Origin of the sequence: Pseudovibrio sp. Ad26, assembly GCF_001623285.1 — a bacterium.
In the GTDB taxonomy this organism is placed as follows: domain Bacteria; phylum Pseudomonadota; class Alphaproteobacteria; order Rhizobiales; family Stappiaceae; genus Pseudovibrio; species Pseudovibrio ascidiaceicola.
Genome location: NZ_LMCE01000062.1, coordinates 25,759 through 38,069, shown reverse-complemented (window position 1 = coordinate 38,069; position 12,311 = coordinate 25,759). Strand labels below are relative to the sequence as shown.

Here is a 12,311-nt window from a genome sequence, read left to right as displayed (position 1 = left end):
TCGATAGTGCTTCCGGGTCGATTTGCAGCAACTTGAGCACGTGATAAGCGGCTTTCAGCTGCTTCTAGTCTCTCGTTTTTATGAGACTTCCAAAGGTCCATTGCATTGCCCCGTAAAACTAATGTCTGCTGAAAAGATCTGTGGTTTGCAGTGCATAGGACGGCGACTGAATGGCACGGAAGTAATCAAGAATTCCGAGAGCTTCCGCTTCGTTGTCGTCCTTTGGCGCCCAACCTAAGAGCCTGCCTCTGCCTATTGCTTGCTGCTTAAACCAAGTCCGGCTGTCTCTGGTGCCCCTTGGTGCCTGCCCTCGCCCGAGGTAGTGCTTTCGCCAAGTCTGCATTGCAATCTTCTGATACGGGATCTGGTTCGCGACGGCTGCCATCTCACAAAGTCGATGTTGTGCGGGCTGCCATTGCTCATTGCCCCGGTTCATCTGCTTCCCGCTGATAGCTGCAAGCTCATCTTCAATCGCAAGGTGCGTAACGCCAAAGCTTTCGATCTTTCCCAGCAACCAACCATAGAAAGAAAGGCTTCGGCCCCCGTACCCGCCTGTTTTGTCTTTAGCCCCGCAGTCAAAAACTCCTGAGACTGGTTTAGAAAGACCGGGCTCCCAACGAGCCCAGCCAGTCTTTACGCCGAGGTCAAGCGCCAGGTACATCAGGCGGCCTCTGGCTGATCTTCATTGTCATTGGCAGCCCAGCCGAGAGCCAACTCCATCTGATCAACCAGTTCGGCTTCGTCTTGATCCATATTGGACACAACAGCCTCAACCTGATCCATCAACTTTTTACGCTTCAGCACTGCATTGAGTTCCTTGGTAGGAACCCCCTTGTCACGGGCGTCCTGCTTGATCTCCTTGATCTTTTCGCGATTGGTTGCGCACTTGGACATGTACGAACCTTTGTCGCTCTCAATGACGGTTTCAACGTCTAGGATTTCTTTGACAGCCGTGGACAGGGCTTCTTTATCGACTTGATTGCTCATGTGCTGTATCTCCTGCGGGTTGCTGGTGGTGGTCTGGTTCATTCCGCAGCCATCTGGTGTTGGCTGGCGTTGTAGCTCGCGTCGTAGTTGCGCATCAGTTCCTTGATCTGCTCAAAGCTCTTCTTGATGCGCTCGTGCTCTTTGGGGGAAATCTCACCATCTTCTGCGGCCTGCACGATCTCTTTCATGCTGTCGCAATGCACTGGCACAACATTCATTGCAGCGGCTGCCGGGTCCAGTTTGGCAACCCCTTCAGCCTTCTTGCGCACCTCATAGCCGCAAGACTCGAGGTGGGCTTTTGTCAGGCTTGGTGACAAGCCAATGGCAGCCATCTCGCGCTCAAGGTACAGAGTGTCTTTGAGGGTCAGACTACGCGCTTCATTGACTTGATAGGCTTTGCGGATGGTGGCTGAGGAATGCCCCAGCACTTCAGCCGAGCTCTCAACGCCAAACGCTGTCACGAGGTTCTTAATCTGCGTACAAATCCAATTGTTGAACTGGTCAGATGTTCTCGGTGCGTTCATGGAGCGCTTTCCTGTATTTTGCCCCCATGACACAACCGGAGATAGAGGCTAACTTTACGTTGTTCCAAACGGCAGGAGGCCACCAAGTGAGGCACTACTTCCAAGTGAGGCCTCCTGCCACATCACACCGGCTCAAATTGCAAGGAGCTGCCAGCGTGAATACTGAGAATGAAGTTGAGCAGATGCTTTCTGACCTGAAGGACAAAAGCCCTGCTGGAATAAGTGGATCATTAGAGGACCGAATTACTTTCCTTGAGGCTCTAATGATTTCGACATTGCGGGAAATGGATGCCGATAAAGCAGAGGAGATCATCAGATTGTCACCTCACAAGACCGGAAACCTTCCTTCTCACTATGATATTCAGGCGGACTACTACAAAGCTGTGCTGGGTAAATAGTCCCGGGTCCCGAGGGCAGCTGGCTGGGAGGAAAGGCCAGCCGCCCTCGCTAGGCACAAGGCCTAGGCCGCTTGGGGAAGGTTTTCTTGAGCTTTAAGAATGTACAGAAGTCGTTTGATTGGTCCTGGAACTTCTTGCCCCAGCTCGATCCGAGCAACTGTTGGCTGCTTAACACCAAGGTAGTCGGCAAGCTCATATTGAGACCACCCCAGCCCAACGCGCAGATCTTTCACCGACTGATTATCCATGGGTTCCATCCTGTTTCAACATAATCATAAAATACAAAACGGATTTATCAGTGTCAATACCAAATGTATTTAGTAAAGGGGCATATTGTATGCCATGACACAGGAACTCAAAGACAGATTGAAATCTGCGCGTGAAAAGGCAGGTTTTTCTAGTGCCGCAGATGCAGCTGAGGCTCTGGGAATCAAAACGCCCACGTACACCCATCACGAGAACGGGACGCGGAAGCCAAAGTCCAATGCCATTGAACGTTACGCTCGTTTCTTTGGTGTAGATGCAACGTGGTTGTTTTTTGGAAAAGGCGAAGGCGCACGCGCTCAACAAGAAAGCCGCCCACTTATCGACAAGCAGCGCGTTAAGAGCCTACTGCAACCCTTCACAGTCCCTGTATTCGGCTCACTTTCAGGTGGAAACGAGGATTACCTTGAAGCCACTGGGGAGTATCTCGACCACATCCCCGCCCCTAGATCCTTAATGGACGTAGCTGGAGCTTACGCGCTATACATGCCTGGAAATACCATGGAGCCACGCTACCTTGAGGGTGAAGCCCTATTTGTGAACCCTAAGAAACTTCCAAGAGCTGGTGAATACGCAGCCATCCAGCACGTGAAGGACACGGGCGCAGAAGAGCATTTGGTGATTCAAGTAGGCCGCTATGAAGGCATAGAAAAAGGGAAAAGGGTATTCTCACGACATAACGGCGAGAACCTTAAGATCCCCGCCGAGAAAATGAGAGCTATGCAGAAGGTTATTGCAACAGGAGAGTGGTGATTAATCCGTCCCAGTCAATCCAAGTAAGCTAGGCTGAGGCATGCGTCCTTTCTTCATAGGGAGCTGATTGTCGTTATAAAGCTGGTGCAGCAGCTTTTGGCCTTCCGATGTGGCGATTACTTTAATAGTCGCCTTCGCGCCAACTGTAATCCGCTCCTTGAAGAGATGGGTATGGTTGCGATTAACCTTCCATTCGTCACTTTCTTTGTGCAAATACCCTAAAGAACACAACACCTTTTGGACTTTCTGAATATTCACTCCAGGCAGCGTCCTAACGACAGAACGAACCGATCTTTCAGCCTCTACCGCTCGCTCCCCTACAGCCGCAGCAGGTCGAAGATTATCATTTTCAATCTTAAGTTCGAGCAGTTGCTCCTGCTGAGTGACTGCCAACTTCAGGGCTTCAAGCAAATTGCCCGGAGCCTTTGCCTGATCGCCTACCTGCAATTCCTTCAGTTTCTCAAGGACATTGCGGCGAACAGCTTTGGACTCGCGCATCCCTACGATGATCATCTGATCGAAGGTTAGGTCGTAATAGCGAATTGCTTTATGGTTCTGGGGGTGCCGAAAAATTTTCGTATCCCCCAAATCATCTAGCTCATCCTCAACCCGCCTAAGGAAATGAGAATTCTCCACTTTACTCTCATTAGCCACTTCCCGAGCAGGATTAATCACACCATTGAGGAAGTCCAGGCTGGACATAGTACGCAGTTCATTGTCTTGAAAAATCAGATCGTTCAAAGAAGTCTCCATAGAGCGACCCCAAGGGGAGCGTTTTAACTTGTATGAAATTCTTGCTTCTTCTTGATTTTGGCAGCTGGGATTATTTTTCTTTTTTGGGGGAGCCTTCAATAGCACACTTCATGAGAGCAAAAAAAGAGGCATGCACCGTCAAACTCCTCTCCCTCACAGATTTCGTCGGCAACACACCCAACCCTACTTATGCTCAATCGCCTCAAGTAATCGCTGCTCAGCCATTAATAGCTCCTCCGCCGCCTCCGCCCTGCTGTAAACCTCGGAGGGTACAGGCGCAAATCGACACTCTTTCAGACATGAATACATAGCCTGCTGTATCGCACCTACGGAAAACTGCTCCAGTGCTAACAACTCGCAAATGCTTCTGATATTTTCCTCAGCAACCTCAGGTGTATTGCTTGAGAAGTTGGAATAGATTCTTTGCACAGCTGCCAGAATATCGCCAGAATTTGCTTGCGCGAACAAGGCGCCTGAGCAGGCCAGTATGTCTCTTGCGGATTGACTGAGCGCAACTCGATCGACAACTTCACCGCCACGCTCCGCGGCCAGCGTAGCCCGTACATCAGAGAGCTTTTGCGTGTATTTCTGTTTAACCTTCACGAGGCAATTGCTCCTTACAACAGTAATCGCAGACATTGAAATTATCCCTTCATACCCATGGCTCTGTCGAATAGTTCAGCGCCGGAATAGCGCTTGCTGCTTTGAGTTTGAGATTGTCTAGCAGGACCGAAATACTTCCCCTCCAGGATTTGCGTGAACTTGTCTTTTTTGCATATGAAGTCGAAATCCATCCGCCAGCCATTATCGTTGCACCCAAGAAGGTGTGGCGATTTCCCTACAGCACTCAGCACATCGGAAAAGCTCTTGCCTTCCGGTAGCTCTCGCAATGCTCTGGCTAATGCGCTGCGCCGTTTCGGCGTGAGGCTGGATGGCTTAGGTAACTTAACGCCGCTCTCGCTGACGGTCTCGTTGTAGTCAGCTACGGCCGCCGAATATTCATCGAAGGCGACTTGAACAACATCCGGCGCATCAGTGATGAAGGAATCTACGTCAGTAGATTCTGCATGGTTATCTTGTTTATTTGTTAGATTGTTCTTCTTTGTTGCGGCTTCAGTCTCATCGCTGTCGCGCTCCTGTAGCGCTCCTTGTCGCATCTCTGTCGCAGAGATAGCTTCTACAATCTGATATTTTGAATAATTACAGATAGTTATGATGTTACCGCCTGCCGCAGCTTCGATGGTGATAAGGTTCCATTTCTGCCACTTATCGAGTAGGCGCTTTGTCTTATCCTTAGTAACCCCCCATTTTTCAGCTAAAAATCTCAGCGAAAAGCATAGCTGCCCCTCTTCCAGCTCAATCTTATTTCCCGCTCGATCAATCGCCTTTTTCCGCCACGCCGCATTTGCAATTAACCAGCCCCAGCACCCCCACTCCAACGGCCCCTTAAGTGCTTCATGCTCATACAAAGCACGTTCCATCCTGATCCAACCCGACATTGAGCCCCCGTAGCCATCTTGCGTTTCGAATAACAAAATTCTCAATATCAATACATTTTGTATTTGACAATGTAAATCCATTTTGTATTATTCACAACATCAAATGAATTGAACCACTCACTGAACGAGATTCTTGATGGACTTCGAAACGGACATTCAGGCGACCTTGGATCTGACCTCCAACGGCTTTCTTTATGCAGAGCAGGTGATTGAAGCGAAGATCAATTGCGCGCTTGATGATGACGGTGAAGGCTTCGTTATTCAGGAGATCAGAGTTGAGGAAGCTGGCTCTGACCGTGAGAAGCGCCTTGACGCCAAGAGCGAAGGCGAAGAGCGCATTCTATGGCTCATGCTTTCTGCGGTCGTTTACCGCAGCGAGCACATCTCGGAACAGTTTTGGGACGCCTACAACAGTGAAATGAGGATGGCAGCATGAAACACTATGTGTTCCCCTTTGAGCTTGTCGCCATGTCGGCCTGCTCTACCAACCGTGCAAAGTTCGGCGAGCTTTTGATCCTAGCTGAGTTCGACAAGATCTATGAAGACCAAGAGCTTGAAGCTCGCATCTTCCTGCCTTGCTTCGAGATCTCGGATCTCGATTACTCCCTGTTCCCTGCCAGCCATCGACGGATTGACCGTAAGGGACGCCGTTACATTGAACTAGATCTGAAGGACTCGGGCCTTTCTGAGATGGCATCTGCAATCATGGAAGCGCTTCAAGAGCACATTGAAACCCTACGCGATTGGGCAAAGCAGGACGGTTCCTTGCTGGTGCATGATCCTGAGCTTGATGACTACCGACCTCTCCGGGAGTTCGACAAGGCGGTGTCGGTCATCGATCTGCGAGCCTATCTGGACAGCAACTTTGCTGCGGCTGCGTAACAGCCGCACCTGATTTTAGCCCTTAAAGGGCGAACTCACTCACAACCAATCACCTTCCAACTGCGGCGTCTATCGCTCCGCAGAACGCCACAACTTTGCTTTGCGAAAGGAGGAAGTGCCTTGGAAACCATGACCCATGGGGACTGTCTGCGGTGGGCTCAGAAGTACCGCGATATGTGCCTCACTCATCAAGAAATTCATGAGCAAACCGGGAGTGCTGGCTCTTTGAGTTTCGCTCGGCAGTATGAGCGCCTCGCCAAGCACTGGCAGGCAAAAGCAGACAGCTTTGAACAGAAGGAAGCAGCCTGACATGAATGCAGTGACCGAAACCAAAGAATGCAAGCCGCTTGATCTTGCCACGTTGCGGGCAAACCCAGAGCTTTACTTTGAAGACGAAACAGTAACGTTGGAGCGCCTTAAGCAGGCTGTCGAAGCTGAGAACGATAGCTTCAATTACGATCTGTCAAAGGACAAATCCCGCAAAGAGATTATCTCTTTTTCCCGGCAGTGCTCCACTTTAAAGACTGCGGTTGATGCCGCTGGTAAAGAGCGCGTTGCCGCAATCAAAGAGAAAGCCAATGCGGTTGATACCCGCCGCAAGGCTATGCGTGAGTATCTGGACGAGCAACGTGATGCCCGTAGAAAGCCTCTCACAGATTGGGAGGAACAGGAAGAAGCACGTATTGCCTCCCACCGCGCCATTATCGAAGACATGATCCAGAGCGGCTATGTCGGGTTCAACGAAAGCCCTGAAAGCATTCAGCAGCGTATCGATAAGATTGCAGCTGTCGATGTTTCAGAAGCTGCCTTGCAGGAGTTTGCAGAAAATGCAGCCTCGAAGAAAGCTGCCATTCTTCAAAGCCTCAACACTCATTTGCAACAAGCACGGCACAACGAAGAACAAGCACTCAAACTTCAACAGCTTGAAGCCGAAAAAGCTGAGCAAGAACAGCTAGCTGCTGAAGAGCGTGAAAAACGTGAAGTCGAAGATGCCAAGCGTCGCGAAGAAGAAGAGCAGCGCCTAACCGCTGAGCGTGAGAAAGCCGAAGCAGAACGCATCGAACGGGAAAAAGCTGAGGCAGCAACGAAGGCAGCTGAGGATGCTAAACGCGAAGCTGAAGAAAATGCCAAGCGCGAGCGAGAGCAGCTGCTTAAGCAGCAGGAAGAAGCAGCAGCCAAGCGCAAAGCGGACGAAGAGGCAAAACGCCAGGCCGAAGAAGCTCGTGCGGCTAACCTAAAACATCGCGAGGCGCTTAATCAGGAAGCCCAAAAAGCAATCATGACTGCTGGTAAAATTGGTGACGAACGCGCCAGCAAAATAGTTCAGGCCATCGCGGCAGGCTCCGTTCCTCACGTTTCAATCAAATACTGAGGCACCATGGAAAACTTTGGGTTTTGGGCAGCTGTGTCTGCCCTCTTCAAGTGGGGTGCGATCTACCTGATCTTCCTCGCATCCATCCCAACCATTGATCGCTTTATCACACACTTAGCAGGGTAATCTTATGGACGAAATACATTGGGATACCTTCAAAATTTGTGAACCCGGTCTTTATGCTGGGCTCCCAATCGAAGCCTACCATTCTGACATTTGCATAGGCCCATCAGTCAGCTCCAGTGGTTTACGGACCATGCTCAAGTTGAGCCCTGCCGAATACTGGTCAGAAAGCTCGCTCAATCCGCAGCGCGAAGTGTCAGAGGACAAACAGTCCTATCGCGTCGGGCAATGTGCCCACACCTTGTTTCTTGGCGAGGGTAAATTCAAAGATCAGTTCGCTGTTCAGCCAGAAACCTATGACGATGCGAAGACCGGGGAAGAAAAGCCTTGGAATGGTAACGCGCATGTCTGCAAGGGATGGATTGCGGAGCAAGAAAAGGCAGGAAGACGCATCCTGAAGCCCATGGACTGGTACAACGTTCAAGGCATGGCGGGAGTTCATCCTTGGCAGGACTGCTGCCCGAACTCCGGCATCAAGAACAACGATGAAGTACGCCTTGGCGCGCTTGATGGTGCCATTGAGCGGTCGATGTTCTGGCAGGACCCCTCAACCGGCATTTGGCTAAAATCCCGCCCTGACCTACTCCCATTTGGTTGGAACCAAGCTTCGGACCTCAAAACGACAAAAGACATTCGACGGACCGACACCGCCATTGCAGAGTTCGGCTACGACATTCAAGGCGCTCTGGTCGACCTAGGGCTGCAAACACTTTTCGGAACAAGCCTTGAGGCGTTTGATTTTGTCTTTGTGCAAACCAAGCGCCCATGGCCGGTTCGAGTGGTGTCGCTAACGCCAGACCAGCTGTCACGCGGCCATCAACAATTGCGTAAGGGGCTTGAAGTCTTCGCTAGCTGCCTGCGCTCCGGCCAATGGCCTGCTGAAACCTTTGAAGCAAAGGTTTGGACCCCACCAAAATGGCACGAGACGCGCGTTGATGAACTTCTCGCTGCAAACGACACCCAAAGAACGGAGGCCGCGTAATGTCTAAGCAACTCGCACCCACCAGACAAAACAGCATCACAACATCTATGGCCGAGCGCTATGGCATGGAACCGCAAGCATTCGAGCAAACGCTTCGCAACACAATCATGAAACCTGAAAAGAACAAAGAACCCCCTTCTCAAGAAGAATTCGCAGCCTTTCTGGTCGTTGCCCATGAGTACAATCTGAACCCACTTACCAAGGAGATTTATGCCTTCCCTGCAAAGGGTGGCGGTGTTGCTCCGATTGTCTCCGTCGATGGGTGGGCCAACCTTATTAACTCCAATCCGCAGTTCGACGGCATGGAGTTTCAAGACGAATTGGATGACAACGGCGCAGTCATTGCGATCACATGCCGGATGTTCCGCAAGGACCGAACACGCGCTATCTCAGCAACCGAATACATGGAGGAGTGCAAGCGCGGCACAGACCCATGGAGGCAATGGCCGCGGCGTATGCTGCGCCACAAAGCCATGATCCAAGCGGCACGTTATGCATTCGGTTTCTCAGGGATATATGAGGCGGATGAGGTAGAGCGTGCTTTCGATGCTCCTGAGCGTAAATCGAGCGGACTTGCGCAACGATTAGAGGCGCGACGTGCTAGCCCTCTAGTAGGCCCTCAGGAAGGCTACAACGCTGCAGCTGAAACAATCGAGGGCGAAATCCTCGCCGCTACTGATGAAACCCAAGCGGAGTACATTGCAGATGCACATCAGCAACAAACTGAAGGGGGAGAAGCTCAGCGACAGACTGGTAAAGCGCCGCAGTATTCAGATTTGGGCCGGTCACAGGAAGATAATGAAGAAATGGAAGGTACGCGCCAGCAGGAACAAGGGATTAGCGACAATCCACTCTCTCAAGGCGCAACTGCGATCTGGTCACAACTAGACCCTGAAGCCCGCAAGTCTCTGGATGAAGACTCCAAAGCCATACTCAAGCTTTTGATGGAAGATCTTGCCAAGGTTAGCAATCCCAAAGCAGCAAAGAACGCCCTCACAGGCCACCAGAAGAGCATTCGCGCAATTGGGGAGCAATCCTTCAGTGAGCTTTGTCAGGCAGCTGTGACGGTTCGCTGCGCCCAGCTTGACGGGGGTAAGTGATGGGCTTCCGTTTACGCCGCCCCAACACTGCTTTCTCCCTCGACCCTTCAGGGAAGGAACACGCGCGCAAAAAGGATGAAGGCCACCTGGCCTTTGTCCGCAAGCTCCCCTGCCTCATCACAGGCCGGCATGGCGTTGACCCCTGTCACGTTCGCTATGGCGACCCGCTCTACAAAAAGCCGCGGACAGGCAAAGCCACTAAGCCTGATGATTGCTGGGTCGTTCCCATGATCAGGAAAAAGCATGACGAGCAGCACGGCCAAAATGAGCATGAGTTCTGGCGAGCACAAGGCATCGACCCGCTCGCTGTCGCAAGAGATCTCTACGCGATCTCAGGCGATGAAGAAGCAGCAAAACGCATCCTAACAGCAGCAAGAGTGAGGAAAGCAGCATGAAACGCACTGAAGAAGACCTGCAAGCCCTCTGGGATGAAGCCTGTGAAGCAGACAAAGCCCTCAGAACCTTCATGGATGAGCACGGTATTGAGCGCCACCATTTGAACCTACCAGTTGGCTTCCCTTTGAAGACAGAAATCACAGGGGGAGATCGAGCAGTTTACGATCAATACTTCAAACTTGAGTGCGCATCAGGCGCAGCTGGCCGTCGTTACTTCTACGCCAATTGCGAAAACAATAAGCTGGAGAAGGCTGCTGAACGCAAAGCTGCAGAAATGAACCGTAAAGCACCGCAGGAGACTGCCTGATGGCCGCCTCTCTTGAGAAGGTCACAGCTCTCTATGAGGCAGTAAAGCTGCTTCATAGAGAGAGGAGGAAGATGGAAACTCTCTCAAAGAAAGCTTTTGAAGCCACCGGCCAGAAGCAGATTGAGCGGACATCAACCAACCTCAATTTTCAGGCTCTTGAAGTGACAAAGCTCGAGCATCGGGCGCACGCTGCGGCTGTCGATTGCGGCCTCGCAGATCTTCGCGAAGCGGAGCATTACGAGTCCTATGAAGCCTCACCAAGCGCCTGGCACCGGTACAACGTGCAGCCGGACAAACCTGAAGCTTTGAAAGAACGGGAGGCAGCGTAATGGCTTACACACGCGAAGACTGGGAAGCTGCAAAAGCGGACCTAATGTCAATCGAGAAGGAGCGTCTAGCTCTCTTAGAACCGACAAGTAAAGCTTATGCAGCCGCCTGTCACCGGCTTGACGAAATAGAGGACGACCTGCCGGAATCCACTGGGCGTTGTGAAGGGTGCGATAAACCGATTTTCGAGGGCGACCCGCACTACAACTATGCTGATGGTGTCACCACCTGCGGCAACTGTGCCCCAATGCTCAGCGAGCTTGTTGACCAATATAAGCAGTATAGCAGAAGCGCGGTTGCTGTTTATGAAGAGCTCGGTTTCGAGACGTCAGAGGAGGTAATCAAGGCAGCGGAAAGTCTTGAGCTTGACCTTCAGGAAAACGGGGACCGCAGATTGCTGGCTTCTTACTTGGAGGATTGATGCATTGCGGACAAAATCACCATTCAAGCAAACCGATATCGTACGGGCGATCAAGGGAGCCGAAAAGGGTGGCTTTTCTGTTCGCTGCGTCGAAATAAAAGCGGATGGAACAATACGCCTTAGTTCCGAAGTGGCCACAAGCGACAACGACAACAAGGAACCACCCAAGGTTAGCTCAATATGAGACAGAAGAGAAAGCGCCTCCCGTACATTCTACGGGAGGTTGGGCGTGGGAAGGTCTTTTGGTACTTCAGGCGCGGGAAAGGCCCTAGAAGCCGCCTCCCCGGCGAGTATGGCTCAGAGGAGTTCATGGAAGCCTATACAGCCGCTCTCAATGGCGCCGATGCTCCTCCGAAGAAGAAACGCGAAGAGAACACCCTTGGTTGGCTGATCGACCAGTATCTCTCTAGCCCCGAGTTCTCCTCCTTGAAGGAGAGCACTCAAGCCGTAAAGACAAGCTTCCTAAACAACATCGCAAAAGAAAGCGGACATCATCCACTTGAGGCGATTGATGCATCAACGATCCAAGGTGGGAGAGATAAACGCGCAAGCACGCCAGGTGCCGCCAACAACTTTCTGAAGCACATGTCAGCAATGTACAAGTGGGCGATCAGCGACAAGAACATACCCATCACCAAGAACCCTACCCGCGACGTACCGCGAGAAACAAATCAGACGGTCATCATACGTGGACGCCTGAGGAAGTTGAGCAGTACAGGAACCGTTGGCCGCTTGGGACACGCGAACGCCTTGCACTTGAAGTGCTGGCTTTTACCGGGCTTCGACGCGGGGATGTTTGCAGAGTAGGTCCTGCCCATGTCAAGGACGGGGTAATCAGCTTTTCAACGGAAAAAGGAGAAGTGGAAATACATCTGCCGATCTTGGTGCCCCTTCAGGAGGCGATTGACGCAACACCACATGGTGTCAGCTACATCGGCAAAGAAGACCAAACGCCATACACGAAGGAATCGTTCGGGAATTGGTTTAGGGAGTGCTGCGTTGCAGCTGGAGTACCCGGTCGTGCTCATGGAATGAGGAAAGCCGCTGCAACACTTGCAGCAGAAAACGGGGCTACCGATTCTCAGCTAAAAGCGATCTTTGGCTGGACGACAGATGATATGCCGTCGCTCTATACGCGCAAAGCTAATCGCAAAAAAATGGCAGAGGAAGCCATCAAAACTTTGCAACGAAACCCCTAACACCTAACTTGTTAGGGGTTTTTG

The 12,311-nt window shown here is 51.5% G+C and carries 21 protein-coding genes; 14 read left to right on the top strand and 7 right to left on the bottom strand.

Annotation, left to right across the window (positions count from 1 at the left end):
• Window positions 1-118 precede the first annotated feature (118 nt).
• From PsAD26_RS15055 to PsAD26_RS15045, 3 genes are read right to left on the bottom strand one after another with little or no spacing between them, the layout of a single operon-like run.
• On the bottom strand, window positions 119-661 hold the full coding sequence (locus tag PsAD26_RS15055) for a hypothetical protein (protein WP_063292058.1): 543 nt from the start codon (window positions 659-661) through the stop codon (window positions 119-121).
• A complete protein-coding gene (locus PsAD26_RS15050; protein WP_153041355.1) occupies window positions 661-987 on the bottom strand; it encodes a hypothetical protein in 327 nt (108 codons plus the stop codon). The genes PsAD26_RS15055 and PsAD26_RS15050 overlap by 1 nt, the downstream gene beginning before the upstream one ends.
• Window positions 988-1,025: 38 nt before the next feature.
• Window positions 1,026-1,511, bottom strand: a complete 486-nt coding sequence (locus tag PsAD26_RS15045; protein ID WP_063311099.1) for a hypothetical protein — start codon at window positions 1,509-1,511, stop codon at window positions 1,026-1,028.
• Window positions 1,512-1,666: 155 nt separating this feature from the next.
• Here PsAD26_RS15045 and PsAD26_RS29385 point away from each other — a divergent pair, with 155 nt between their 5' ends.
• Entirely contained in the window at window positions 1,667-1,909 is a 243-nt protein-coding gene (locus PsAD26_RS29385) for a hypothetical protein (protein ID WP_153041506.1), read from the top strand.
• Window positions 1,910-1,971: 62 nt separating this feature from the next.
• Here PsAD26_RS29385 and PsAD26_RS15035 read toward each other — a convergent pair whose 3' ends face one another.
• Entirely contained in the window at window positions 1,972-2,157 is a 186-nt protein-coding gene (locus PsAD26_RS15035) for a helix-turn-helix transcriptional regulator (protein ID WP_063307359.1), read from the bottom strand.
• A 94-nt stretch (window positions 2,158-2,251) separates the two neighbouring features.
• On the opposite strand from PsAD26_RS15035, the gene PsAD26_RS15030 reads away from it, so the two are divergent.
• Window positions 2,252-2,926 (top strand): XRE family transcriptional regulator, encoded by a 675-nt coding sequence (locus tag PsAD26_RS15030; protein ID WP_063307358.1) that lies wholly within the window; start codon window positions 2,252-2,254, stop codon window positions 2,924-2,926.
• Here PsAD26_RS15030 and PsAD26_RS15025 read toward each other — a convergent pair whose 3' ends face one another.
• The 3 genes from PsAD26_RS15025 to PsAD26_RS15015 all read right to left on the bottom strand — a co-directional run bounded on the left by PsAD26_RS15025 (window position 2,927) and on the right by PsAD26_RS15015 (window position 5,178).
• Complete coding sequence (locus PsAD26_RS15025) at window positions 2,927-3,667, bottom strand: hypothetical protein (RefSeq protein ID WP_153040752.1); 741 nt, start codon at window positions 3,665-3,667, stop codon at window positions 2,927-2,929. It lies immediately after the preceding gene.
• Between the two features lie 195 nt (window positions 3,668-3,862).
• The gene (locus PsAD26_RS15020; RefSeq protein ID WP_153041505.1) at window positions 3,863-4,282 is read right to left on the bottom strand and encodes a hypothetical protein; all 420 of its coding nucleotides are present in this window, start codon (window positions 4,280-4,282) and stop codon (window positions 3,863-3,865) included.
• 41 nt (window positions 4,283-4,323) lie between these two features.
• Window positions 4,324-5,178 (bottom strand): hypothetical protein, encoded by an 855-nt coding sequence (locus PsAD26_RS15015; RefSeq protein WP_153040751.1) that lies wholly within the window; start codon window positions 5,176-5,178, stop codon window positions 4,324-4,326.
• Between the two features lie 136 nt (window positions 5,179-5,314).
• Here PsAD26_RS15015 and PsAD26_RS15010 point away from each other — a divergent pair, with 136 nt between their 5' ends.
• The 12 genes from PsAD26_RS15010 (at window position 5,315) to PsAD26_RS28855 (ending at window position 12,287) form a co-directional block, all read left to right on the top strand.
• Window positions 5,315-5,614 carry a hypothetical protein gene (locus PsAD26_RS15010; protein ID WP_063311097.1) on the top strand — a complete coding sequence of 100 codons (300 nt, stop codon included), beginning with the start codon at window positions 5,315-5,317 and terminating at the stop codon, window positions 5,612-5,614.
• Complete coding sequence (locus PsAD26_RS15005; protein WP_063311096.1) at window positions 5,611-6,060, top strand: hypothetical protein; 450 nt, start codon at window positions 5,611-5,613, stop codon at window positions 6,058-6,060. Before PsAD26_RS15010 ends, PsAD26_RS15005 begins: the two co-directional genes overlap by 4 nt.
• A 120-nt stretch (window positions 6,061-6,180) precedes the next feature.
• A complete protein-coding gene (locus tag PsAD26_RS29380; RefSeq protein WP_153040898.1) occupies window positions 6,181-6,369 on the top strand; it encodes a hypothetical protein in 189 nt (62 codons plus the stop codon).
• 1 nt (window position 6,370) lies between these two features.
• Window positions 6,371-7,432: a hypothetical protein gene (locus PsAD26_RS15000; protein ID WP_063311095.1), complete on the top strand. Its 1,062-nt coding sequence runs from the start codon at window positions 6,371-6,373 to the stop codon at window positions 7,430-7,432.
• A gap of 130 nt (window positions 7,433-7,562) precedes the next feature.
• Window positions 7,563-8,537 (top strand): PD-(D/E)XK nuclease-like domain-containing protein, encoded by a 975-nt coding sequence (locus PsAD26_RS14995; RefSeq protein WP_063311094.1) that lies wholly within the window; start codon window positions 7,563-7,565, stop codon window positions 8,535-8,537.
• A complete protein-coding gene (bet, locus tag PsAD26_RS14990) occupies window positions 8,537-9,637 on the top strand; it encodes a phage recombination protein Bet (protein WP_063311093.1) in 1,101 nt (366 codons plus the stop codon). Before PsAD26_RS14995 ends, bet begins: the two co-directional genes overlap by 1 nt.
• Window positions 9,637-10,032, top strand: coding sequence for a DUF968 domain-containing protein (locus PsAD26_RS14985; protein WP_063311092.1), 396 nt, complete (start codon window positions 9,637-9,639; stop codon window positions 10,030-10,032). Before bet ends, PsAD26_RS14985 begins: the two co-directional genes overlap by 1 nt.
• Entirely contained in the window at window positions 10,029-10,340 is a 312-nt protein-coding gene (locus PsAD26_RS14980) for a hypothetical protein (RefSeq protein ID WP_063311091.1), read from the top strand. The genes PsAD26_RS14985 and PsAD26_RS14980 overlap by 4 nt, the downstream gene beginning before the upstream one ends.
• A 71-nt stretch (window positions 10,341-10,411) precedes the next feature.
• On the top strand, window positions 10,412-10,669 hold the full coding sequence (locus PsAD26_RS14975; protein ID WP_153041504.1) for a hypothetical protein: 258 nt from the start codon (window positions 10,412-10,414) through the stop codon (window positions 10,667-10,669).
• Window positions 10,669-11,088 (top strand): hypothetical protein, encoded by a 420-nt coding sequence (locus PsAD26_RS14970; protein WP_063311089.1) that lies wholly within the window; start codon window positions 10,669-10,671, stop codon window positions 11,086-11,088. The genes PsAD26_RS14975 and PsAD26_RS14970 overlap by 1 nt, the downstream gene beginning before the upstream one ends.
• Before the next feature lie 180 nt (window positions 11,089-11,268).
• Window positions 11,269-11,895, top strand: coding sequence for a hypothetical protein (locus tag PsAD26_RS30195; protein ID WP_063311088.1), 627 nt, complete (start codon window positions 11,269-11,271; stop codon window positions 11,893-11,895).
• Window positions 11,850-12,287 (top strand): tyrosine-type recombinase/integrase, encoded by a 438-nt coding sequence (locus PsAD26_RS28855; protein WP_244278239.1) that lies wholly within the window; start codon window positions 11,850-11,852, stop codon window positions 12,285-12,287. Before PsAD26_RS30195 ends, PsAD26_RS28855 begins: the two co-directional genes overlap by 46 nt.
• Window positions 12,288-12,311 lie beyond the last annotated feature (24 nt).